At 69.6% G+C, this 21856-nt stretch carries 21 protein-coding genes; 16 read left to right on the top strand and 5 right to left on the bottom strand.

What is annotated here, in order from left to right; translation table 11 throughout:
- Positions 1-61: 61 nt before the first annotated feature.
- Complete coding sequence (locus AC3ANP_RS00350) at positions 62-1573, bottom strand: RNB domain-containing ribonuclease (RefSeq protein WP_488331414.1); 1512 nt, start codon at positions 1571-1573, stop codon at positions 62-64.
- A 266-nt stretch (positions 1574-1839) separates the two neighbouring features.
- On the opposite strand from AC3ANP_RS00350, the gene AC3ANP_RS00345 reads away from it, so the two are divergent.
- The 6 genes from AC3ANP_RS00345 (at position 1840) to mctP (ending at position 7975) form a co-directional block, all read left to right on the top strand.
- Positions 1840-2574: a DUF5058 family protein gene (locus tag AC3ANP_RS00345; protein ID WP_488330617.1), complete on the top strand. Its 735-nt coding sequence runs from the start codon at positions 1840-1842 to the stop codon at positions 2572-2574.
- Positions 2575-2596: 22 nt separating this feature from the next.
- Positions 2597-3328 carry a hypothetical protein gene (locus tag AC3ANP_RS00340; RefSeq protein WP_488331413.1) on the top strand — a complete coding sequence of 244 codons (732 nt, stop codon included), beginning with the start codon at positions 2597-2599 and terminating at the stop codon, positions 3326-3328.
- A gap of 46 nt (positions 3329-3374) precedes the next feature.
- Positions 3375-4619 (top strand): amidohydrolase, encoded by a 1245-nt coding sequence (locus AC3ANP_RS00335; protein ID WP_488331412.1) that lies wholly within the window; start codon positions 3375-3377, stop codon positions 4617-4619.
- 109 nt (positions 4620-4728) lie between these two features.
- Entirely contained in the window at positions 4729-5745 is a 1017-nt protein-coding gene (locus AC3ANP_RS00330) for an Lrp/AsnC family transcriptional regulator (protein ID WP_488331411.1), read from the top strand.
- Between the two features lie 212 nt (positions 5746-5957).
- Positions 5958-6284, top strand: coding sequence for a DUF3311 domain-containing protein (locus AC3ANP_RS00325; RefSeq protein ID WP_488331410.1), 327 nt, complete (start codon positions 5958-5960; stop codon positions 6282-6284).
- Complete coding sequence (gene mctP / locus AC3ANP_RS00320; protein WP_488331409.1) at positions 6281-7975, top strand: monocarboxylate uptake permease MctP; 1695 nt, start codon at positions 6281-6283, stop codon at positions 7973-7975. Before AC3ANP_RS00325 ends, mctP begins: the two co-directional genes overlap by 4 nt.
- Before the next feature lie 49 nt (positions 7976-8024).
- Here the strand turns inward: mctP and AC3ANP_RS00315 are convergent, their stop codons facing one another.
- The 3 genes from AC3ANP_RS00315 to AC3ANP_RS00305 form a co-directional block, all read right to left on the bottom strand.
- Positions 8025-8327: a hypothetical protein gene (locus AC3ANP_RS00315; RefSeq protein ID WP_488331408.1), complete on the bottom strand. Its 303-nt coding sequence runs from the start codon at positions 8325-8327 to the stop codon at positions 8025-8027.
- 63 nt (positions 8328-8390) lie between these two features.
- Positions 8391-8615 (bottom strand): DUF3107 domain-containing protein, encoded by a 225-nt coding sequence (locus AC3ANP_RS00310; RefSeq protein ID WP_488331407.1) that lies wholly within the window; start codon positions 8613-8615, stop codon positions 8391-8393.
- A 51-nt stretch (positions 8616-8666) separates the two neighbouring features.
- Complete coding sequence (locus tag AC3ANP_RS00305) at positions 8667-9410, bottom strand: TetR/AcrR family transcriptional regulator (RefSeq protein WP_488331406.1); 744 nt, start codon at positions 9408-9410, stop codon at positions 8667-8669.
- A 10-nt stretch (positions 9411-9420) separates the two neighbouring features.
- Here AC3ANP_RS00305 and moeB point away from each other — a divergent pair, with 10 nt between their 5' ends.
- Positions 9421-10632, top strand: a complete 1212-nt coding sequence (moeB, locus tag AC3ANP_RS00300) for a molybdopterin-synthase adenylyltransferase MoeB (protein ID WP_488331405.1) — start codon at positions 9421-9423, stop codon at positions 10630-10632.
- Between the two features lie 32 nt (positions 10633-10664).
- Here the strand turns inward: moeB and AC3ANP_RS00295 are convergent, their stop codons facing one another.
- Positions 10665-12023, bottom strand: a complete 1359-nt coding sequence (locus AC3ANP_RS00295) for a glutamyl-tRNA reductase (protein WP_488331404.1) — start codon at positions 12021-12023, stop codon at positions 10665-10667.
- A gap of 157 nt (positions 12024-12180) precedes the next feature.
- Between AC3ANP_RS00295 and hemE the strand changes: the two genes are divergently transcribed.
- The 9 genes from hemE to AC3ANP_RS00250 all read left to right on the top strand — a co-directional run bounded on the left by hemE (position 12181) and on the right by AC3ANP_RS00250 (position 21855).
- On the top strand, positions 12181-13317 hold the full coding sequence (gene hemE, locus AC3ANP_RS00290) for a uroporphyrinogen decarboxylase (protein WP_488331403.1): 1137 nt from the start codon (positions 12181-12183) through the stop codon (positions 13315-13317).
- 4 nt (positions 13318-13321) lie between these two features.
- Positions 13322-14776 carry a protoporphyrinogen oxidase gene (gene hemG, locus AC3ANP_RS00285; protein ID WP_488331402.1) on the top strand — a complete coding sequence of 485 codons (1455 nt, stop codon included), beginning with the start codon at positions 13322-13324 and terminating at the stop codon, positions 14774-14776.
- A gap of 199 nt (positions 14777-14975) precedes the next feature.
- Complete coding sequence (locus tag AC3ANP_RS00280; RefSeq protein WP_488331401.1) at positions 14976-15689, top strand: hypothetical protein; 714 nt, start codon at positions 14976-14978, stop codon at positions 15687-15689.
- Between the two features lie 141 nt (positions 15690-15830).
- The gene (gene hemQ, locus AC3ANP_RS00275) at positions 15831-16547 is read left to right on the top strand and encodes a hydrogen peroxide-dependent heme synthase (RefSeq protein ID WP_488331400.1); all 717 of its coding nucleotides are present in this window, start codon (positions 15831-15833) and stop codon (positions 16545-16547) included.
- Positions 16544-17827 (top strand): ferrochelatase, encoded by a 1284-nt coding sequence (locus tag AC3ANP_RS00270; protein ID WP_488331399.1) that lies wholly within the window; start codon positions 16544-16546, stop codon positions 17825-17827. Before hemQ ends, AC3ANP_RS00270 begins: the two co-directional genes overlap by 4 nt.
- A complete protein-coding gene (hemC, locus tag AC3ANP_RS00265) occupies positions 17824-18822 on the top strand; it encodes a hydroxymethylbilane synthase (protein ID WP_488331398.1) in 999 nt (332 codons plus the stop codon). The genes AC3ANP_RS00270 and hemC overlap by 4 nt, the downstream gene beginning before the upstream one ends.
- A 20-nt stretch (positions 18823-18842) precedes the next feature.
- Positions 18843-19757: a uroporphyrinogen-III synthase gene (locus AC3ANP_RS00260; protein ID WP_488331397.1), complete on the top strand. Its 915-nt coding sequence runs from the start codon at positions 18843-18845 to the stop codon at positions 19755-19757.
- Positions 19754-20734, top strand: a complete 981-nt coding sequence (gene hemB / locus AC3ANP_RS00255; RefSeq protein WP_488331396.1) for a porphobilinogen synthase — start codon at positions 19754-19756, stop codon at positions 20732-20734. The genes AC3ANP_RS00260 and hemB overlap by 4 nt, the downstream gene beginning before the upstream one ends.
- On the top strand, positions 20734-21855 hold the full coding sequence (locus AC3ANP_RS00250; RefSeq protein ID WP_488331395.1) for an LLM class flavin-dependent oxidoreductase: 1122 nt from the start codon (positions 20734-20736) through the stop codon (positions 21853-21855). The genes hemB and AC3ANP_RS00250 overlap by 1 nt, the downstream gene beginning before the upstream one ends.
- The last annotated feature ends 1 nt before the right edge of the window (position 21856 follow it).

Below are 21856 nucleotides of genomic sequence, written 5' to 3'. Positions count from 1 at the left end.
ACCCAACTTTCACTACTGGCCTGAACCTTGGAAACACGCAGCCCGCTCCCGGCACGCAGCATCAGCCCACAAGTTCCAGCCGGACTTCCCGGGTGAGGATGTCCGAAGAGACCACGCGCACCCGGACCTGGGTCCCCGACTCCAGTTCGCCCGGGCATCGTGCCGTCACGGCGGGTTCGGCAATCTGCACGATGCCGGAGGGGCCGTTGCCGTTACCGTTGCCCTTCCGCCCATTCCCGTTCCCGTGGCCATTGCCGTTGCCGTTCGGCCCGCCGTTCTTTGCCGGCTTCGAACCCGTGATGACGACAGCGTCAAATTCCTGCCCGATGTGGTTGATCAGGAGGGCGGCCTCCACGGTGTCCAGGGACAGCCGCTCAAGTTTGCCGGCCTGCTGGTCCGAGGCCGCCATGATGGCGGGCAGGGAAGGCAGCGCCTCCCGGGCCCAGCCCGGAACGTCGGCACCGTTGGACAGGGCTTCGCAGATCACCAGCACGAAACGGTCGATCAGCCGCCGCAGCGGTGCGGTGGAGTGGGCATATGCCGCGCCGATGGCCGACTGGATCGCGTCCTCGGGAACGGCGCCGTCGAACGGGGTGTAGCCGGCACCGCGGAAGAGCATGCCAGCGGAGTGCAGGATCGCGAGTTGGCGCGGGTCGGTGGGGTCGAGGGTGCGCAGGTATTCGCCGTAGCTGACCTTCCCGTCCCACGGCCTGCCCAGGGCGCCGGTCTGGCGCCGGAAATGGCGCAGCGAACTCTCATCCGGGGCCGGCATGGTGCGCAGGATCCCCACCTTGCCCTCGAGCATGATTCCGGCCGCGGCCATACCGGTCATCAGCGAAATCTGGGCATTCCAGTCCTCCACCGGCAGCGGCGGGGCGACGACAATCCGGTAGCCGCCGTCGGGCAGTTGTTCGATTTCCTGTTCCGGCATGTTCAGGCTCGCGCCTCCGCGCAGCCGTTCCAGTTCGACCCTTTTGATGCCGACTTCGCGGAGCAACTGCAGCACCGGGTCCGCGGTGCCGGCGTCCAGGTCGGCCTGCACGCCGCGGTAGCTCAGCTTCGCGCGGCTGCGGACCTGGGCCCGGCGCACCAGTACCGAGGAGACCTCGGCCGCGGCGTCCAGCTCGAACTCCCAGACGAACGCCGCACAGAGCTGGCCGGCTAGCAGGCTGCCCGCGGCCTCGCTGATGACTTCCGGATGCAGCGGGATCCGTCCCTCCGGCGTGTAGAAGGTCTGGCCGCGCCGGCGGGTCTCGGCGTCCAGCGCGCTGCCGGGCTGGACGAACGAGGGCACGTCGGCGATGGCATAGAAAACCTTGTAGCCCTCGCCGGAGCGCGCGATGTGCAGTGCCTGATCCAGGTCGGTCGAGGACGCCGGATCGATGGTCACGAACTCCGCCTGCGTCAGGTCCAGCTCCGGCATCCGGTGGCTGGCCACGGCTTCCTCCGCGTCCCGGAGTACCTCCGCCGGAAACGGCCCCGGCAGCTCCAGCTCGGTGTGCAGCGCGCTGAGCGCCTCGGCCAGCTGGTTCTGCTGCTGTAGCACACTCGGAGTCAGGCGATGATGAGACACGAAAATCAGGGTAGCCCGATTTCCGTCATTAGTCCCAGCTGGCCCGGGACCCTGGCGCCGGCAGCTGCGGGCCTCCTTCTCCCGGCAGCCACGGGGGCGGCCGGGAACGGTACTCCGCTTAATTGATATCGACAGATTTACGACCTATCTATTGACTTCTGGACATCTCGTGCCGTTCTATGGATGAAACCAGTAATGATGTGGATCACAGTCCTCTTTGATCCCGATCACACACCTGGATCACCCTGAACCTCAAAAGGAGTGCGATGCACCGCTTCGCCGTTGACCCGGGATCGACCGACATCACCCCCGTGTCCTTCCACCCCGTCCTCTGGATCTGCGCCGCGGCCGTGTTCGCGGTCATCGTGCTTCAGTCCGTCATCTACCTTCGGGCGATCCGCAAGGCCGCCGGCTCCGCGAACCTCACGGACGAGCAGGTGATGGGCTCGGTCCGGCGCGGCGGCATCGCCGCGATCGGTCCTTCGCTGGCCGTTGCCTTGGTCGCGGTCTCGCTGTTGCCGCTCTTCAGCACGCCGGCGGTGTTGACCCGGATCGGCCTGGTCGGGTCCGCGGCGTTTGATGTCGCCGCGGCAGGCCTCGCGGCCACGTCGCAAGGCGCCCAGCTCGGCGGCCCCACCTACACCCAGAAGATCTTCGCGATCGGCTTTGCCGCGATGACCCTCGGTGGAATCGTGTGGATGCTCAGCGCGCTCATCCTCACCCCGATCCTGGCCAAGGGCGACAAGACCCTTCGGAAGGTCAACCCGGCGGTCATGACGGTCGTCCCGACCGCGGCAATCCTCGCCGCCTTCATCACGCTTGCGCTCACCGAGACCACCAAGTCGGGTGTGCACATCTTGACGGTGCTCGTCTCGGCGGCCGTGATGGGCCTGTGCCTCGCCGGTGCCAAGTTCTTGAAAAAGCCCTGGCTGCGCGAGTGGGGCCTCGGCATCGCCATCTTTGTCGCCCTCGCCGCCGCCTTCCTCGCCACCGCCAAGTAATACGAGCCCAGGAGAACCTGCCATGTCCTCTCAGACCACATCCCTCGACGGGCTCGCCCAGTTCGACCGCACCACCTCCATCTGGGGCCCCATCACCCTCGGACTCGGATTCCTTATCTCCCTCGGCGCCGCGCTCTTCGTAGCGTTCGGCACGGGCCTGGGCATCACGGGCCAGGAGGTATGGACCGCGTTCGGCATCGTCTTCGCCACGTTCGGCATCATCGCCGTCGTCGAGCCGATCTCGTACTACCCGATCCTCGGCCGGTCCGCGATGTACCAGGCGTTCATGATCGGCAACATCGCGAACAAGCTGCTGCCCTCCGCCATCATCGCCCAGTCCGATCTGGGCGAGAAGCCGGGCACCCGGCGCGCCGAGCTGATCGCAGGCGCGGCGATCATCGGTGCCGCGTTCGTGCACATCATCACGCTGATCATCCTCGTGGGCTTCCTCGGCACCTGGCTCCTGGGCCTCCTGCCGGCGGGGCTCATCGCAGTGGCCCGCCTCTACATCCTCTCGGCTGTCTTCGGTGCCGTGACCATCCAGGCCATCGTGTCAATGAAGAACGCCCGAACCACGATCATCGCCGCAGTCGTTTCGGCCATCGTCGTTTACGGGGTGGTCCGGCTCGCGCCGTTCCTGACCAACTACGTCACGGCCATCTCCGTCGTCGCCGTGATCTTCGTGGCATGGTTTGCCCGAAAGCGCACGGACGCCCCCACGCCGGCCGAGGCGCCAACCTCCGTCGGACACTGACCGGCACTAAGCACCGAACCCTACCCGAGTGATACGAAAGGCCATCATGACTGACACCACCACCGTTGCCCTCGCCAGCGGCATCGAGGTCCCCGCGGGTTTCCTTGCCGAGCACGTGGAGCTCTACAAGGAATTCCACCGCGCGCCCGAGCTGTCCTCGGCGGAGCACCGGACCGCCGAATCGATCGAGGCCAGACTGACCGAGCTGGGCATTGAGCACTTCCGCTCCGGCGGGACCGGCGTCGTCGGTCTCCTCAGCAACGGCGAGGGTCCCGTGGTCGGCTTCCGCGCGGATACGGACGGGCTGCCCATCGCCGAGGCCACCGGCCTCGACTACGCGAGCACCGCCACCGGCACCCTGCCGGACGGCAGCGAAGCGCCCACGATGCACGGCTGCGGCCACGACACCCACATCACCGCAGCCCTGGGCGCCGCCCAGTACCTGACGGAGAACCGGGACAAGTGGCACGGGACCGTCGTGCTCCTCTTCCAGCCCGGCGAGGAGACCGCCTATGGTGCCAAGGCGATGGTCGACGACGGCCTGTGGGACCGCGCCCCGCGCCCCGAGGTGGTCCTCGCCCAGCACGTCATGCCGCTGGAAGCGGGCAAGTTCTGGCTCCGGCCGGGAAACATGGCAAGCCTCGCCGATTCGTGGCGGATCACCGTCCGCGGCCGCCAGGCCCACGGGTCCCAGCCGGAGAAGTCGCTGGACCCGATCGTCGCGGCGGCCTCCATGGTCCTGCGCCTGCAGACGATCGTCTCGCGGGAGCTGGCTCCGATCACGCCCGCGGTCGTCACGGTAGGCACCTTCCATGCCGGCCTCAAAGAGAACATCATCCCGGAGACCGCAGAGTTCAGCCTCAATGTGCGCACGCCCGACGAGGAGGTCCGCGCCCACGTCCTGGGTTCGATCCGCCGCATTGTCGCCGCCGAGGCTGCCGCCTCCGGCATCGAAGAGCCTGCGATCGTGGAGATCAACCGTTTCCCGCGCCTCTTTAACGACGCCGGGCACACCGCCCGCGCCACGGCAGCGCTCCAGGCCGGCTTCGGCCCCGACGCGGTCATCGCCGAGCCGCTCGGCATGGGCTCCGAGGACGCCGGCTGGCTCGGCGACGCGATTGGCGTCCCGGTGGTGTTCTGGTCCTTCGGTGCCTTCCCCGCCGAGGCCTTCGCCGACGGCGCCGCCCCCGCCGGCAACCACTCACCGCACTTTGCGCCCGATGCCGAGCTCGCGGTGGTCAATGGCACCGGGGCAGCCCTGACGGTCCTGCTCGAGTACTTGGGCAACTAGCGGGCGCACGACGGCGGCCAGCTGCGCCGCCGTCGTGCCTCCCCGGGACGCCGGCACCGGGGCAGACGGCTGTCTGGGCCACGTTCCCCGGGATGAGAGGATGAGACGCATGCTCGACGACCTTGACCGCCAGATCGTGGCTTCCCTCATCCGCAACGGCCGGGCGCCGTGGCGGCTCATTGCCGAAGTCCTGGGTCAACAGGAACGCACCGTGGCCCGCCGGGGGAACAAGCTGCTGGCCTCCGGGGAGGTGCGGGTACAGTCCTTCCCCAGCCCCGCGGCGCTCGGCGACGGCGACCTGTACATGCTCCGGGTCGCCGCGGAGCCGGCAGCCCTCACGGCAATCGCCGCGTGGCTCGCGGCGCGCCCCGAAACGCACTGGATCAGCTCCCTGTCCGGGGCCAGCGAATGCATCGTTGAGCTGTTCCTCGAACGGGACGCAGTGGGCCGGTTCCTCTATACCGAGCTGGCTGCCCTCGACGGTGTACGGAACCTCGCGCTTGAGCCGGTCTTCGAGTACTACCGCACCGTTTCAGGCTGGCGGCCGGACGTCCTTACCCCGAAGCAGTACGAGGCCCTCAGCACCGCCGAGCATCCGCATCTGGCCACCCGGTACGCCGAGTTTGGGATGCCGCGCCTTGACGACGTGAACCGGGCGCTCGCCGGGTTCCTGCGGGCCAACGGCCGCGTCACGATCGAGGAACTGGCCGCAGGCCTGGGCGTGTCGAATGCGACCGCGAGCCGGAGGCTTGAGACCCTCATCGCCGACGGCGCTGTGTATGTGCGCGCGATCCTGGACCCCGCCTCGATCGGTTACCCGGTGGAGGGACTTCTGACCGTGCGGGCCGGCGCGCCCGACCTGGACGGCGCCGGCCGGTACCTTGCCGACCTGCCCACGACCCGCTGGGCCGCCAACGTTTCGGGCCGCATCCTGGTCCAGGTTGCCACTAAGGACGTGGCCGAGCTGCGCAGCGTAATGCAGGATGTCGCCGGGCATCACGGAGTGGCCGGGGTGGACCTCTCGCTCTTTGCCGGGATCCACAAACGCAGCACGGTCGCCTACCGTGACGGAAAACTCCCGCCGGTGTCCGCGGAGGGCAGCAGGGAAGTCCTCAGCCAGGTGTGAGGATGGCCCGGTAAGAATCCTGGTCCACCAAGGCCGGCCGGGGGAACCGGGAGGATGGGACCTGCCTAAATGCAGGGCGCCTGTGCCCTGTTGGAGAATTAGTCAAGTGTCTATCCTGATGCTTACGACCGTGCGATCCACGGTCCGCAGGCCGCCGGCACGTCCCGGGAAGCCTTCCCGCTCCGGGGGCCCGTCTCAACGAGGAGGCGTCGATGTCCAGTTCCGATGTGCCAACGCGCGGCCCCGCCAGGTCCGGTCCCTACGTCGTATCCGGAATCCTGCTGCTGGCAGCCATAGTCGTGCCGCTGTTTGTCCCTGCTTACTCTTTTGACCAGCCGCGCCTGGGCGGCATCCCGTACTTCTACTGGTATCAGATGGCGTGGATTCCCGTCACCGCGGCCCTGGTGGGGATTTCCTACTGGCTGGTGGCCGGCGAGGACCGCCGCCGGCGCCGAGCCGTACGCGGTGAGCCGACCGGCGAGCCGGTTGCCGGCGGCGGGGTCGACCGCAGCGAACCCGGCGCAGGGGAGGAGCGGTGAACCCCGTTGCCGTGCCGCTGGCAGTACCCGAGCGGCCGATCAGCGGCGTGGCCCTCGCTATCGTGATCATCCTCTTCATCCTGGTGGCGGCCCTCGGGTTCGTCGCGGCGCGATGGCGCCGGGAGGAAAACACCGGGCTGCACAGTCTCGATGAATGGGGGCTCGGCGGCCGCGGCTTCGGCACCTGGGTGACGTGGTTCCTGCTCGGCGGTGACCTGTACACGGCCTACACGTTCGTTGCCGTCCCCGCGGCGATGTGGGCCACCGGCGCCGTGAGCGGCTTCTTCGCGGTGCCTTACACGATCGTCCTGTACCCCATTGTGTTCCTGCTGATGAGCCGGTTGTGGTCGGTGTCGCACCGGCACGGCTTCGTCACCCCGGCGGACTTCGTGGGCGGGCGCTACGGCAGCCGTGCCCTGACCCTCGCGGTGGCGGTCACCGGCATCGTCGCCACCATGCCCTACATCGCCCTGCAGCTGGTCGGGATCAAGGCCGTGCTCACCGTCCTGGGCCTGGGCAGTGCCGAGAACGTACTGCTGACCGACCTGCCGCTGATCATCGCATTCGTGGTCCTGGCCGCCTACACCTATACCTCTGGTCTGCGCGCACCGGCGTTGATCGCCGTCGTCAAGGACCTGCTGATCTACCTGGCCGTGATCGTGGCGGTGATCTACCTTCCGATCAAATTCGGCGGCTGGGGGAACATCTTCGACGCAGCCGAGACGAAACTGGCCACGGTCAATCCTGCCACCGGCAAGCCGGCGGGGGTCTTCATCCCGGGCGCGGCCAGCTACTCTGCTTACTGGACGCTGGCACTCGGCTCGGCCCTGGCCCTCTTCATGTACCCGCACTCCATTACCGGTGTGCTGGCGACCAAGAGCCGCAACACCATCCGCCGGAATGCGGCTGTGCTCCCGCTGTACTCCCTCATGCTGGGGTTCCTTGCGCTGCTGGGGTACGCGGCGATCTATGCCGGCACCAAGCCGACCGACCTGAACGGGGCCATTAATCCGCAGCTGGTGGTACCGCAACTGTTCCTGGACCACTTCCCGTCCTGGTTCGCCGGCATTGCCCTCGCCGCGATCGCCATCGGAGCCCTGGTTCCGGCAGCCATCATGTCCATCGCGGCCGCAAACCTGTTCACCCGCAACATCTACCGCGACTTGATCAAACCCGACGCGACTCCGCGGCAGGAAGCCAGCGTTTCCAAGATCGCCTCGCTGGTGGTGAAGTTCGGCGCGCTGGTCTTTGTGATCGCCATGGATCAGTCGGCCGCGATCAACATGCAGCTCCTGGGCGGCATCTGGATCCTGCAGACGTTCCCGGCCATCGTCGCGGGCCTCTACACCCGCTGGTTCCACCGGTGGGCGCTGTTCGGCGGCTGGGCTGCGGGGATCGTCTACGGAACCCTGGCCGCCTACAACGTGGTCAACCCGGCCACCAAGGCGCACTTCGGCGGGTCCGTCGCCCCGATCCCCGGCACCGACATCCAGGTCTACATCGCCGTGGTGGCCTTCGGGATCAACATTGTGGTGGCCGTCGCCCTCACCCTGCTCTGCCGTGCCCTTAAGCTCAGCGACGGGCGGGACATCACCCGCACCTCGGACTACGGCGCGGACGAAAACGACCCGAAGGTTGCGCAGCTCCAGCGTGAATATCCCCAGACCGAGCCGGGAGCAGCGACCTACTGAACGCCGCCGGCCGGTGCGGAGCCCCGGCCGGTAACTGAATCCAGCTGAGTTAGGAGCGCAGAATGGCGGTCAGCCGCGCGGTGTCCTGCTTGGTCCGGGAACCGCCGAGAAAGAGCACCGTGCCGACGGCGGCGGCCACGCCCAGCAGCAGGGGCAGGACCCACGGGATCCAGGTCAGTCCCGGCTGGTAGCCGAAGCCGGCCGCCATGAAGATGATCCAGCTGAGCATCCCGATCCCGAGGGCGGTGCCGGCGGGCACGGCGATGCCGTATTTGGCGTGCCGCTTGTCATTGGCCCAGACCACGAAACCTGCGGCCACGGCCACCATGGCCACCACAATCAGGGACAGCATTCGGACTCCTTCGTGAACTGCGGGGGAGTGAGGGGGGTGAACTGCGGGGCAGGCCGGCGGTGCCTAGAGGGCGCCGAAGCCGACGCGGCGGACTTCTTCGGCGCCGATCTCCACATACCCCAGCACGCCGGCGGGGACGATGACCTGGCGGCCCTTCTCATCGGTCAGGCGCAGCTCGGTGCCCTTCGCCAGGGCATCGGCGACCAGCTTCGCCACGGCTTCGGCGTCCTGCTCCGATTCCAACGCAATCTCGCGACCAATGTTCTGAATGCCGATCTTAATCTCCACAGGGGGCCTCCCAGCCAGTCAAAGTCTTAACAGGTGTTCTCTATGTGTAGTCTAGGGCTCTTTCGGGAAGCGTGAGATTCCGCGCCAAGCTAAACGGTAGATCAGGTCGCTGGCAACATCGAGGTCGAGGTCACCGCCGGTTTCCAGCCAGTACCGCGCGCTGACCTGCGCCATCCCGGACAGTCCGCGGCCCAGGAGCTGGGCCTCCAGCAGCGGGAGCTTGGTGTCCTCGGCGATGACCTGGGCGATGGCGTCCGCGAAGGCTTTGTTAAACGTCTCCAGCCGCGCGCTCACCTCAGGGTCGTTGACCAAGCCGGACTCGAAGACCAGCCGGTGTGCCTGGTCGCCGCTCGCGATGAAGTGGAAGTAGGCGCGCATCACGGCCTGGACCCGCTCGTCGTTGTCAGTTGTCGAGTTCAGCGCGCCGAGCAGGAGGGCTGTGAGGGCTGAGAGGTGCCCGTCCAAAAGCGCGAGGTACAGGTCCCGCTTGGAGGGGAAGTGCTGGTAGAGCACCGGCTTGCTCACGTGGGCCGTCTCGGCGATCTCGTCCATGGCCGCGCCGTGGTAGCCGTTGGCGACAAAAACTTCTCGTGCTGCGGCGAGCAGCTGGGCACGCCGCTCGTCGCGCGGCAGCCGTGCCGAGCGCGACGTTCCGCTCCGTGCCTGGCCGGCCGCCGGCTTACCGGTGTCTCCCCGCCCAACCGGTGTCTGGTGTACCACTGGCGGCCTCCATTTCCTTGCTGTTGGCTCCCACTTTACGCGCGGGTAATATGACCGCGCGGCATCTTCGGGCATACATTGGGGTATGGCATCGATGTCGACAGCAAACGGCACCCCCGCAATCCCCGTCCCGGTACCCGGACCGCTGGTCGAACCAGCGGAAGGCCTGACGCCGGAGGAAGTGGAACGGTACTCCCGGCACCTGATCATTCCCGAAATCGGTTCTCTCGGGCAGCAGCGCCTGAAGAACGCCCGTGTCCTGGTTATCGGGGCCGGCGGCCTCGGCTCTCCCGCCCTGCTCTACCTTGCCGCTGCCGGCGTCGGGACCCTTGGCATCGTCGATGACGACGACGTGGAACTAAGCAACCTGCAACGCCAGGTCATCCACGGCGTGGCCGACGTCGGCCGCCCCAAGGCCGTCTCCGCCAGGGATGCGGTCGCAGCGCTGAACCCTCTGGTCGACGTCCGGCTGCACACCGTCCGGCTCGATGCCTCCAACGCCCTGGAACTTTTCGCCGGCTACGACCTTATCCTCGACGGCACCGACAATTTCGCCACCCGCTACCTCGTCAACGACGCGGCCGCCATTCTGGGCAAACCCTACGTGTGGGGCTCCATCTTCCGCTTCGACGGCCAGGTCAGCGTCTTTTGGGAGCAGCACGGTCCCACCTACCGCGACCTGTACCCGGAGGCGCCCCCGGCAGGCTCGGTGCCCTCGTGCGGGGAGGGCGGCGTGTTCGGGATGCTGTGCGCCGCCGTCGGATCCCTGATGGTGACGGAAGCGGTAAAGCTGATCACCGGCGTCGGGCGCCCGCTGCTGGGCCGCGTGGCACTGTTCGATGCGCTCGGCGGCAGCTGGCGGGAAATTAAGGTCGCCCGGGACCCGGAGGCGGCGCACATCACCGAGCTGACCGACTACGAGGCTTTCTGCGGCATCACGGCCGGAACGGACGCCGGGACCGAGCACACCGTGACCGCGACCCAGCTGGCCACCATGCTGGCCTCGCGGAAGGCGGGGTTGAAGGATTTCGACCTTGTCGACGTGCGGGAGACCGGCGAGTTCGACATCGTCAGCATCGACGGTGCCAGGCTGATCCCGCAGGGCCGGATCCTGGCCGGCGACGCCTGGGACGAGCTGCCCCGCGACCGTGACATCGTGTTCCACTGCAAGGCAGGTACCCGCTCGGCGGCCGTCCTGGCCGCGGCGCGGGCAGCCGGCTACGAACGCGTCAGCCACCTCGACGGCGGAATCCTCGCCTGGGTGCGGGAAGTGGAGCCGGACAAGCCCGTCTACTGAGGCGGGGCGGTATCCGCGGCGGGAAGAAGAGGCTAAGCGGTTTCCCGGCTTTGACCGGGGGCTGCAGCCGTGCTGTGCCCGGCCGGGCACTCTGCCTCGCTGCCGGCCCTTGCGCGCGTGCTGGGCTTGGCGGCGGGCTGTTCGACGGTGATGCCGTAAACGGCCTCAAGGCCGGCCACGTAGTCGTCCTGCTGGCCGTTGGCGGCAAGTTCCCGGGCGCGGACGGTGGGTATGTGGAGCAGTTGCTTGACCATCCGCCGCAGCGCAAATTCGACTTCCTCGGCCGCCGCGGTGCAGCCGTGGCGGGCGCGGACCTTTTCCATTTCGGATTCGAGCACGTCCATGGTGTGGCGGCGCAGCGCGACGATGGCCGAGTCGATCGAGCGTGCCTCGCGTTCCTGCTCGAAGGCGGCGGCCGCGCCGGCGACGATGCCGCTGGCATGGTTCAGGGACTCGGCCTGCTCCTGCGGGGCCGCAAGCCGGACGGATTCGAGCGTGAGCAGTTCGACGCCGTCCAGCTCGGCGACGGCGGGGTCAAAGTCGTGGGAGAGGGCCAGGTCGATGGCGATCAGCGGCTGCGGTGATGCCGCGCGGATCCGGGCCAGTTCGGCAGCTTCGACCCGGTTGTCCGAGCCGCTGCAGCCGATCATGACGTCGGCAGCGGCGACGGCTGCCGGCAGGGCCGCGCTGTCCAGGGCTGTTCCGCCGCGGCTGGCAACGAAACCGGGGGCCCGGCCCGAGGACGAAAAGACCGAGATGTCGGTGCAGCCGCGTTCGCGCAACAAGGACACTGTGGCGCCGGCGTACGCGCCGGTACCGAAAAGGACAACCTTTTTGCTGGACCAGTCGGGGCTCACCGAGAGGTCGGTGGCCAGGTCCAGGGCGACCGAAACGATCGAAAGCCCCTGCGAGCCGAGCGCCGTCTGCGAGCCGACGTCCTTGGCCGTCTTGGACGCGGCCTGGAAGAGCCGGACGAGGCCGGCACTTGCCGTGCCGTCGTGCTGGGCGCTGATCAGGGCCCGCCGGACCTGGCCGGCGATTTCACGTTCACCCACGACGGCGGAATCCAGGCCGGAGCTGACGGCAAACAGGTGCCGGGTGACCTCGGGTCCAACGCGGGTGTTGAAGGCCCGGGAGACCAACTGCTCCTGCAGGCCGCTGGCTCCACTGATCTGGGAGACGAGCGCGGCGCGGGCCGCGTCGACGTCGTCGGGGTGCGGGGCTTCACCGTAAATCTCGAGGCGGTTGCAGGTGGCCAGCACAACGGCACCCGCGACGGCCGGCGACCCGGCAAGAGCGGATGTGGCGAGCCCGGAAGCACCGGTGCTCAGTTGAGCAACGGTCTCAAGGTCGATGTCGGCGTGAGTAGCCACCAATGAAAAAAGAACCACAGCAGGACAATCATAGCTTTTTCGTAGCCCGGTAGAACAATGCCTGGGCGTGGGGCTGCCCACCGCCGGCTGTGATTCCGGCCACCGCGGCCCCCGGCCGCCGCTCTTTGACAGGTTGTCGTTATCTTTTGGCGCCGATCTTGGGCACAATCGAGGCATGACTCCTAGCGCGGCGGCAACAAACGGCACGGCAACAAACGGCACGGCAGCAAACGGCACGGCAGCGGGCGGCGGCCTCGACGCCGGCCACCCCCTGATGGATGGCCGCACCGCCGGTTCGCCGCTGATTACGGCCTACCGCGGGGGCAAGCCGTCACGGCGTCCGGTCTGGTTCATGCGCCAGGCGGGCCGCTCCTTGCCCGAATACCTGAAGGTCCGCGAAGGCGTCGGCATGCTGGATTCCTGCCTGCGGCCGGAACTGGCCTCCGAGATCACCCTGCAGCCGGTCCGCCGGCACGACGTCGACGCGGCGATCTTCTTTTCCGACATCGTGATTCCGCTCAAGCTCGCCGGCGTGGGCGTCGACATCGTGCCTGGTGTGGGCCCGGTGCTGGACCACCCGGTGCGCACCGCCGCGGACGTGGCTGCGCTGCCGCAGCTCACCTGGGAGGCACTCGAACCGATCCGGCAGGCCGTCAGGCTCACGGTGGCCGAGTTGGGGAGCACCCCGCTGATCGGTTTTGCCGGCGCGCCGTTCACCCTGGCCGCCTACATGGTCGAGGGGAAGCCGTCACGGGACCACCTCGGGCCGCGCACCATGATGCACGCCGATCCGGAGACCTGGACCGCCCTGACGAACTGGGCCGCCGATGCCTCCGGCCTGTTTCTCCGCGCCCAGCTGGAGGCCGGAGCATCCGCCGGCCAGCTCTTCGACTCCTGGGCCGGGTCGCTGGGCCTGGCCGACTACACCCGTTCCGTTGCCCCGGCGTCGGTCCGCGCCCTGGACCACGTGCGGCACCTCGGAGCGCCCCTGGTCCACTTCGGCACGGGCACCTCGGAACTGCTGGTCGCCATGCGGGACGTCGGCGTCGACGTCGTGGGCGTCGATTACCGGCTGCCCTTGGACGAGGCAAACCGGCGCCTGGGCGGCACCGTCCCGCTGCAGGGCAACATCGATCCCGCCCTGCTGTCGGCGCCGTGGGAGATCCTTGAGGCCCACGTCCGCGAGGTCATCGCGGCCGGCGCTGCAGCCCCCGCCCATGTCCTGAACCTGGGCCACGGCGTACCGCCCGAGACGGACGCGGCGGTCCTGACCCGGGTGGTCGAACTGATCCACTCGATCGCCCCGGAGTAAACCCGTGGCAGCAGAGTCCCACGGCGGCCCCAGCGCTCCGTCGCCGACCGCCGTGGTGGTGGGCGGCGGCATCTCGGGCCTGCTCGCCGCCCGGGACCTTGCCAGGGCCGGGGTCAGCACCACGGTCTTGGAGGCATCCTCGGACTGGGGCGGATGCGTCGGCAGCCACGTGGTGGCCGGCCTGACACTGGACAGCGGCGCGGAGTCCTTCGCCACCCGGTCTGCCGCGGTGGCATCGCTGGCCACCGAACTGGGCCTCGGCGCCCGGATCGTGCAGCCGAACCCGGGCGGCGCCTGGGTCCAACTCCCGGACGGCCCGCGGGAACTTCCCAAAACGGGTGTGCTGGGCATACCGGCCAACCCCTGGGACCCCGAGGTCCGGCGTTCCCTGGGCATCGCCGGGTCAATCCGCGCGTCGCTGGACCGGGTGTTGCCCGCCTCGGCCGGGACGGCGGCAGAGACCACCAGCGTTGCGGCCGTGGTGCGCGCCCGGATGGGCAGGCGCGTGCTGGACCGGCTCGTCGCGCCGGTTGTGGGTGGCGTGCACTCTGCGGACCCCGCCCTGCTCGATGTTGACATGGTGGCGCCCGGCCTGCGCGCCGGCATCCGCGCCCACGGCTCGCTTGCTGCCGCCGTCGCGGCCCAGCGCCGGGGGGCTTCCGCGCACCCCGGGTTGCAGAAGGCAGGGTCGGCGGTGGCCGGTCTCCAGGGCGGCATGCATACCCTGATCGCCGCGCTGGTCACGGAACTGCGCGGCCTGGACGTGGTCCTGCTGAGCAGGACCCGGGCGGACACGGTGGAGCGCCGTCCGGGCGGCTGGCGGGTCACCGCCGGAGACACCGCGTTCGACGCCGAACGGCTGGTCGTTGCGGTGGAAGGACCGTCCGCCGTTGCCCTGCTGGAAGGCACGCTTCCTGCCCTGGCAGCCCTGCGCCCTGCCGCCGGTCCGGACGTTCGCCTGGTGACGCTCGTGCTGGACAGCCCGGCGCTCAACGCCGCCCCGCGCGGCACCGGCGTGCTCGTGGCCCCCCAAAGCCCGGGCATCGGCGCCAAGGCCCTGACCCACGCAACCGCGAAATGGGCGTGGCTGGCCGAACGCACCGCCCCCGGCCGGCACGTGCTGCGCCTTTCCTATGGCCGCGGCGATGCCGCCCGGGGCGGCTCGGCCATCGGAGCGGAGCCGGGCACGGACGAAGACCTGTTCGCCGCCGCGCTGCATGACGCCGCAACGCTGCTGGGAGTCCCGCTGTCCCGCGCCGACGTGGCCGGATGGGACGTGGTGCGGTGGTCCGGCGCGCTGCCGTTCGCCGCACTGGGCCACAAACGCCGTGTTGAGGAGGTCCGCCGGTTGGCAGCGGGGGACGGAACCCTGGCGTTGGTGGGGGGCTGGCTCTCCGGAAACGGCCTCGCCGCAATCGTCGCCGATACCCCTGCACAGGTCGCTCCGCTGCTGCCCTGACCGGCCCCGGAGACCGGGACCTGCCGGCGCAGCGGGCCACCCGCTACCCGGAAACCACAGGTTTCGGCAAATTTTCCCCTGTGCCGTTCCCCGGCTAGGCTCGATGACCATGGTTACGCACAGGTCCGAAGTTTCAGTTGATCCGACCGGCCACCATGGGAGGCTCAGGCGAGGCACATCAGCGGCCGTCCTCGGCGCAGTGCTGGCTCTGACCGCTGGCGTTCCCGCCGCCCACGCCGCGACGCCCGCGCCCAGCCCTGATGCCCCCACAGCCTCGGTCACGGTCCGGCTCGATGACTTGATCGGCGGCCTGCTGGAAACCCCGAGGCCCGCGCCGACTTCCGGCTCCGACGCCCCCGCCCACCGGCCGTCACCGCACGCGTCGACCACTCCTGCGCCCGCTCCGGACCGGCGGGCCCGGCGGTCGGCCCCGCCGGCAACCGCTCCCGTGCCGGTCCCCAGCGCCCCGCAGCAGAGTCCCGGCGCCCCGAAGCAGGGCCCGGCCGCGCCTCCGCCCGCCCCCGCAGTGCCGCACCCGGTACCCACGGCTACCCCGAGCACCCCCGGCGTACCCGGACCGGCGGCAGGCCAGCCGACCGGAAGCACGCCGCCCTCCGCAGCGGCCCCGGGCAGCCGGCAGGAACCGCGGGAAACGGTGCACGGCGGCGTCCCCGGCACGGCCGCTGTCCCGAACGGCACGCCGTCGTCCCCTGCGCCGGCCGGCGCGCCCCACTCCGGCAGCACGACGGCGGCGGCCACGGCCACCCCGCGGCCTTCAGCCGAGGAGGACCGGATGCAGCCCGCTTCTGCGGTCGAGCCGTTCGGCCCCTCCGCGCTGGTGGGCTGGGGAATCTGCCTGATTGCCGTCTCCCTGGGTGCCGGCGCCGTCGCGCTGCGCCTGCGCCGGTTCTGAGCTCCGCGACAGTTCGCAGCCGGCGCCGCGACACTTCGCCGCCGGCCGTCGGAACCGGCCGGTTGTGAAATTAAGCACTTCTACGCTTTGTAGAAGTGCTCTGTTTCGACTTAGTCCGGGGGAGGGGGCAGACTGGTATTCATGAGCCACACTTCTGCCGAAACTGTCACTAAAACCGGAAAAACAGCAGCCGAAGCATCACCGGAGCAGTTCTTTACGCTGTGGACGGTGTTCAAGCGCTCCGCCGACGTCCTGCGCAGCGGCGATGCCGCAGCGGACTTCGAAGCGCTCCTGGAGCGGCTGGCGGCAGAAGGCGTCGTCCACCGCGGGAGCTACGACGTGTCGGCGATGCGGTCCGATGCGGACATCATGATCTGGCTCCACGGCCCGAAGGCCGAGGCGCTGCAGCGCGCCGTGCGTGAGATCCGCCGGAGCAAGCTGTTCACCGGCACCGACATCGCCTGGTCCGCCATGGGCGTGCACCGGGAGGCGGAGTTCGCCAAAAACCACACCCCGGCGTTCTCCCGCGGCGTCGAGCCGGCCGAGTGGCTCTGTGTCTACCCGTTCGTGCGCTCCTACGAGTGGTACCTGCTGCCCGATGCCGAGCGCGGTGCCATGCTCCGCGACCACGGCATGCTGGGCCGGGACTTCCCGCAGGTCATCTCCAACACCGTGTCATCGTTCGCGCTGGGCGACTGGGAGTGGATCCTTGGCCTCGAAGCTCCCGAACTCGTCGACCTCGTTGACCTGATGCGGCACCTGCGCGCCACCGAGGCACGCCACCATGTGCGGGAGGAAATCCCGTTCTACACCGGCCGCCGGGTCGGCGCCGCCGAAATCGCCGAGGTCCTGGCATGAGTCCGCTCGATCGCCAGGCAGACCAGGCAGACCAGGAAGGCACAGCCATTGCGCTGAACCCGGTCACAGAAACCGGCCGGCTGGCGCCCAAGGACTACGACGCCGTGCTGCTCGCCTCCTTTGGCGGCCCCGAGGGCCAGGAAGATGTCATCCCCTTCCTGCGCAACGTCACCCGCGGCCGGGGCATCCCGGACGAACGGCTCGAGGAAGTCTCGCACCACTACCGCGCCAACGGCGGCATCAGCCCGATCAACGAGCAGAACCGCCGGCTGAAGGCCGCGATGGAGGCCGAACTGGCCGGCCGCGGCATCGAGCTGCCGGTTTTCTGGGGCAACCGCAACTGGGACCCCTACATTCCGCAGACCCTGCAGGACATCTACGACGCCGGCCACCGCAGGGTCCTGATGGTCACCACCAGCGCCTACTCCTGCTACTCCAGCTGCCGGCAGTACCGCGAAGACATCGGCATGGCCCTGACCGAAACCGGCCTCGACGGCAGGCTTGAGGTCGACAAGGTCCGCCAGTACTTCGACCACCCCGGCTTCGTCGAACCGTTCATCGAGGGCACCGCCGCCGGCCTCGCCGACGTCCGCGCGCAACTGGCCGCCGCCGGAACCCCGGACGCGCCGGTCCAGATCCTGTTCGCGACACACTCCATCCCCACCCGCGACGCCGAAGCCGCTGGCCGGTCGGAGGCCGAACCCCGCCACTTCGAGCAGGACTCCGCCTACGTGGCCCAGCACCTGGCCGCCGGGGCCGAGGTCATCCGCCGGGTCGAGGCCGAAACCGGCCAGACCGCGCCGTGGTCCCTCGTTTACCAGTCCCGCTCCGGTGCCCCGCACGTGCCCTGGCTCGAACCGGACATCAATGACGCCATCGAAGAACTCGCCGGCCAAGGCATCAAGGGCGTCGTGATCGTGCCGCTGGGCTTTGTCAGCGACCACATGGAAGTCGTCTGGGACCTCGACACCGAGGCGCTCGAGACCTGCGGCAAGCTGGGCCTTGCCGCCACCCGCGTCCCCACGCCCGGAACGCACGCCAAGTTCGTGGCCGGAATCGTGGACCTGATCTGTGAGCGGACCGCCGCCAACAACATCGCCGACCGGCCGCACCTGACCAAACTCGGCCCCTGGTACGACGTCTGCCGGCCCGGCTGTTGCGCCAACTTCCGCGGCGAAAAGCCGACCATCGCCGGCGCAGACACCCGGGTGGGAACCGGACACCACCCCCACCCGGGCGCGCCGTCGGATGCCGCACCGGCGGGTCGGGTTACGCCGTGACGGTCCGGATCGGCACCCGCGCCAGCAAACTCGCCCTGACGCAGACCCAACAGACCGCGGACCAGCTCGCCGCCGTCGGCGGTTTCCCGGTGGAGCTCGTGCACATCCGCACCGACGGCGACGTCCTGACCGGATCGCTGGCCCAGATGGGCGGCACCGGCGTGTTCGTCGCGGCGCTGCGGGATGCGCTGCTCCAGGACGCCTGCGACATCGCGGTCCACTCGCTCAAGGACCTTCCCACCGGCGCCGCGCCCGGCCTGACGCTCGCGGCCACGCCCAAACGCGTCGACGTCCGGGACGTGCTCTGCGCCCGGGACGGCCTTCAGCTCGCGGAACTGCCGGCGGGCGCCAAGGTGGGCACCGGCTCCCCGCGCCGCGCCGCCCAGCTGCGCGCCGCACGGCCGGACCTGGACATCCGGGACATCCGCGGCAACGTCGACACCCGGCTGGGCCGGGTGCCGGGGCTGCCGGGCAACAGCACCGACGCCGTGGTCGAGGGCAAGTCCGGGGACCTCGACGCCGTCGTGCTTGCCGCCGCCGGCCTGCACCGGATCGGCCGGCTCGACGTCGTCAGCGAATACCTCGAGTCCGACGTCATGCTCCCCGCCGCCGGTCAGGGTTCGCTGGCCATCGAGTGCCGCACCGCCGACGCGCCCCGGAAAGCCGGGTCCACCGAGGGATCCCAGGGCGTCCTCGCCCAGGCCCTCGCCGCCCTGGACGACCCGGACACCCGGCTGGCCGTCACGGCAGAACGGGCGCTGCTGGCCCGGCTTGAAGCGGGCTGCGCCGCGCCCGTGGGTGCGTACGCCGTCCGCAAGGGCAGCATGCTGCACCTGGAAGCCGTCGTCTGCGCGGTGGACGGCACCGCGATGGTCCGCGACAAGAAGGCAACCGACGGGCTGACGGAGGTCGGCGCCACCCTCTTGGGGATCGAGCTCGCCGAAGCGCTGCTGGCAGCCGGCGCGGCCGACATCGCCGACCTGACCGCCTCCTGAACCGGACGGATTCGCAGCTGATGGGTCGCCGCAGCGCCAACATCCGCCCGGACGGCAGTGCCGGACCGAGGTCGCTTGAGGGTGCCCGCGTCCTGGTCACCCGCAGCCCGGACCGGGCGGCCGGACTGGTCTCGGCGCTGCGCCACACCGGCGCCGAGGCGCTGCTGCTGCCGCTGATCGACTTCGAACGCGCCCCGGACCAGCACTCCCTCGATGTGGCCTTCGACGCGCTCGGCGCCGGAGCCTACTCCTGGCTCGTGGTCAGCAGCGTCACCACCGTCCGGGTACTCGAGGCGAAGGCCGCCGAACGCGGGGCCCGGCTCAGCGGCTGGCTGCCGGGCAGCCTGCAGGTGGCCGCCGTCGGACCAGCGACCCGCAGGGTGCTGGCGGAGCTGGACATCGCCGTCGACCTCGTCCCCACCGGGCAACAGTCCGCCGACGGGCTTCTGGCCGTGTGGCCCCGCGGCCGGTGGAGCGTGCTGCTGCCGCAGGCGGACATCGCCGGTCCGGGACTCCGCCGGGGGCTGGAGGCCCGCGGCGCCCAGGTCCAGGCCGTGACCGCCTACCGGACCGTGGACTACCCTGCCGATCCGCGCCGCAGGCTGGCTGCCGCCGAACCCCAGGAGCACGACGCCGCCGTCCTCACCCTGGCCGCCGCGAAGGCCGCCGTCGACGCCGGCGCCCTGCACGCCGTCGTCGTTGCCTCACCCAGTGCGGTCCGCCGCGTCCACGCGGCGCTGGCACCGCTGGGCGACTGCCGCCTCGTCGCGATCGGATATTCGACGGCCGCCCAGGCCCGGGAGCTGGGCCTGCCGGTTGCCGCCGTCGCGGACGAACCCACCGCCTCCGGCCTTGTCGCCGCTGTCATCCGGGCCCTGGACTCCGGGGCATCCCCAATCCACCCTGCCCACCAGACTGTGAAGGACCAGACATGAGCTTCCCGATCCACCGCCCCCGCCGTCTCCGCACCACCCCCGCGATGCGCCGGTTGACCGCCGAACACCGGCTCGCCGCGGCGGATCTGATCCTGCCGGCCTTCATCCGGGAGGGCCTCTCCGAGCCGAACCCGATCGCCTCCATGCCCGGCGTCCAGCAGCACACCACCGAAACGCTCAAGCGTGCCGCCGCCGAGGCTGTACAGCTGGGCGTCGGCGGGATCATGCTTTTCGGCGTCCCGGCGGTCCGGGATGCACGCGGCACCGCCTCGCTGGACCCCGACGGCGTGCTGAACCAGGCCATCCGCGATGTGAAGGGCGAGGTCGGCGACGAGCTGGTCGTGATGAGCGACGTCTGCCTCGACGAATTCACCGACCACGGCCACTGCGGCGTGCTGGACGCGCACGGCTACGTGGACAACGACGCGACCCTGGAGATCTACGGGCAGATGGCCGTGGCCCAGGCCGAAGCCGGCGCAGATGTGCTCGGCCCCTCCGGCATGATGGACGGCCAGGTCGCCGTGATCCGCCAGGCGCTGGCGGAAGCCGGGCACGCCAACACCCCCGTGCTGGCCTACGCCGCGAAGTACGCCTCCGCGTTTTATGGTCCGTTCCGCGAGGCCGTTGACTCGCAGCTGACCGGGGACCGGCGCAGCTACCAGATGGACGCCGCCAACCGGCGCGAGGCGCTCCTTGAGGTGGAACTGGACCTCGAGGAGGGGGCCGACATGGTGATGGTGAAACCGGCCATGAGCTACCTCGACATCCTGGCCGACGTCGCCGCGATGAGCCCCGTCCCGGTGGCCGCCTATCAGATCTCCGGCGAGTACTCGATGATCGAGGCCGCCGCCGCGAACGGCTGGATCGACCGCCGGGCCGCCATCGTCGAATCCGTGCTCGGCATCAAGCGTGCCGGAGCCAACCTGGTCCTGACCTACTGGGCCAGCGAACTCGCCGGCTGGCTGAAGGAGTCCTGATGACCACGGCCGCAATCCCTGACCCGGCGTCGGCGGCGAACCCCACAGCACCGGTGGGCCCGGAGTCGATCCTGCTCGGACTGAACACCTTCGGCGACGTCGGCGTGTTTCCCGACGGGAAGCCCGTCCCGCACGCCCAGGTGTTGCGGCAGTTGCTGGAACAAGCCGAGCTCGCCGACCAGGTGGGGCTGCACGCCTTCGGCGTGGGGGAGCACCACCGCCGCGACTTCGCCGTGTCCGCCCCGGAAGTGTTCCTGGCCGCCGCCGCCGCGCGGACCAAGAACATCCGGCTCGGCTCCGCCGTCACCGTGCTCAGCTCCGACGACCCGATCCGGGTCTTCCAGCGCTTCGCCACCGTGGACGCGATCTCCAACGGCCGGGCCGAGGTGATGCTGGGCCGCGGCTCCTTCGTGGAGTCCTTCCCGTTGTTCGGCCTGGACCTGGCCGACTACGAGGTGCTGTTCGAGGAAAAACTCGAGCTCTTCGACAAGGTCCGCGCGCAAAAGCCGATCAAATGGGAGGGCCGGACCCGCCCCGCGATCAACGGGCTGAGCGTCTACCCGCCGCTGGAGCACCACCTGTTGCCGGCCTGGATCGGCGTCGGCGGGACGCCCGAATCGGTGCTGCGCTGCGCCGAATACGGCTATCCGATCATTTTCGCCATCATCGGCGGCCAGCCCCGGTCCTTCGGCCCGCTGGCCGGGCTCTACCGTGAGGCGATGGCCAAGTACGGGCATCCGATGCAGCAGGTCGCCACGCATTCGCCCGGCCACGTCGCCGCCACGGACGAGGACGCGCGGGAGGAGTTCTTCCCGCACTGGCTCGCGATGCGCAACCGGCTAGGCGCGGAGCGCGGCTGGGGCCCGGGCAGCCGGGGCGAGTTTGACGCCATGTGCACCGCCGAGGGCGCACTCTACGTCGGCTCGCCCGAAACCGTCGCCGCCAAGATCGCCCTGCTGAAGAAGAACCTGGGCGTGGACCGCTTCGACCTCAAATACAGCAACGGCACGCTCCCGCACGCCGCCATGATGCGCTCTATCGAGCTGTTCGGCACCGAAGTGGCGCCCCGCGTGGCCGCCCTGCTGGGCGGATCCTCCCCGGCGACTGAACTGAAAGAATAGG

Source organism: Arthrobacter sp. JB02-1C, from assembly GCF_057748045.1.
Note: the sequence above shows the minus strand (reverse complement) of the source record. Positions and strands in the feature narration are given on the sequence as shown.

What these genes read in the sequence shown, in the direction of transcription:
- AC3ANP_RS00345 (WP_488330617.1), top strand. Translation starts at nt 1,840, where the DNA reads ATGCACCGCTTCGCCGTTGACCCGGGATCGACCGACATCACCCCCGTG.
- AC3ANP_RS00340 (WP_488331413.1), top strand. Translation starts at nt 2,597, where the DNA reads ATGTCCTCTCAGACCACATCCCTCGACGGGCTCGCCCAGTTCGACCGC.
- AC3ANP_RS00335 (WP_488331412.1), top strand. Translation starts at nt 3,375, where the DNA reads ATGACTGACACCACCACCGTTGCCCTCGCCAGCGGCATCGAGGTCCCC.
- AC3ANP_RS00330 (WP_488331411.1), top strand. Translation starts at nt 4,729, where the DNA reads ATGCTCGACGACCTTGACCGCCAGATCGTGGCTTCCCTCATCCGCAAC.
- AC3ANP_RS00325 (WP_488331410.1), top strand. Translation starts at nt 5,958, where the DNA reads ATGTCCAGTTCCGATGTGCCAACGCGCGGCCCCGCCAGGTCCGGTCCC.
- AC3ANP_RS00315 (WP_488331408.1), bottom strand. Translation starts at nt 8,327, where the DNA reads ATGCTGTCCCTGATTGTGGTGGCCATGGTGGCCGTGGCCGCAGGTTTC.
- AC3ANP_RS00305 (WP_488331406.1), bottom strand. Translation starts at nt 9,410, where the DNA reads ATGCCCGAAGATGCCGCGCGGTCATATTACCCGCGCGTAAAGTGGGAG.
- moeB (WP_488331405.1), top strand. Translation starts at nt 9,421, where the DNA reads ATGGCATCGATGTCGACAGCAAACGGCACCCCCGCAATCCCCGTCCCG.
- hemE (WP_488331403.1), top strand. Translation starts at nt 12,181, where the DNA reads ATGACTCCTAGCGCGGCGGCAACAAACGGCACGGCAACAAACGGCACG.
- hemQ (WP_488331400.1), top strand. Translation starts at nt 15,831, where the DNA reads ATGAGCCACACTTCTGCCGAAACTGTCACTAAAACCGGAAAAACAGCA.
- AC3ANP_RS00270 (WP_488331399.1), top strand. Translation starts at nt 16,544, where the DNA reads ATGAGTCCGCTCGATCGCCAGGCAGACCAGGCAGACCAGGAAGGCACA.
- AC3ANP_RS00260 (WP_488331397.1), top strand. Translation starts at nt 18,843, where the DNA reads ATGGGTCGCCGCAGCGCCAACATCCGCCCGGACGGCAGTGCCGGACCG.
- hemB (WP_488331396.1), top strand. Translation starts at nt 19,754, where the DNA reads ATGAGCTTCCCGATCCACCGCCCCCGCCGTCTCCGCACCACCCCCGCG.
- AC3ANP_RS00250 (WP_488331395.1), top strand. Translation starts at nt 20,734, where the DNA reads ATGACCACGGCCGCAATCCCTGACCCGGCGTCGGCGGCGAACCCCACA.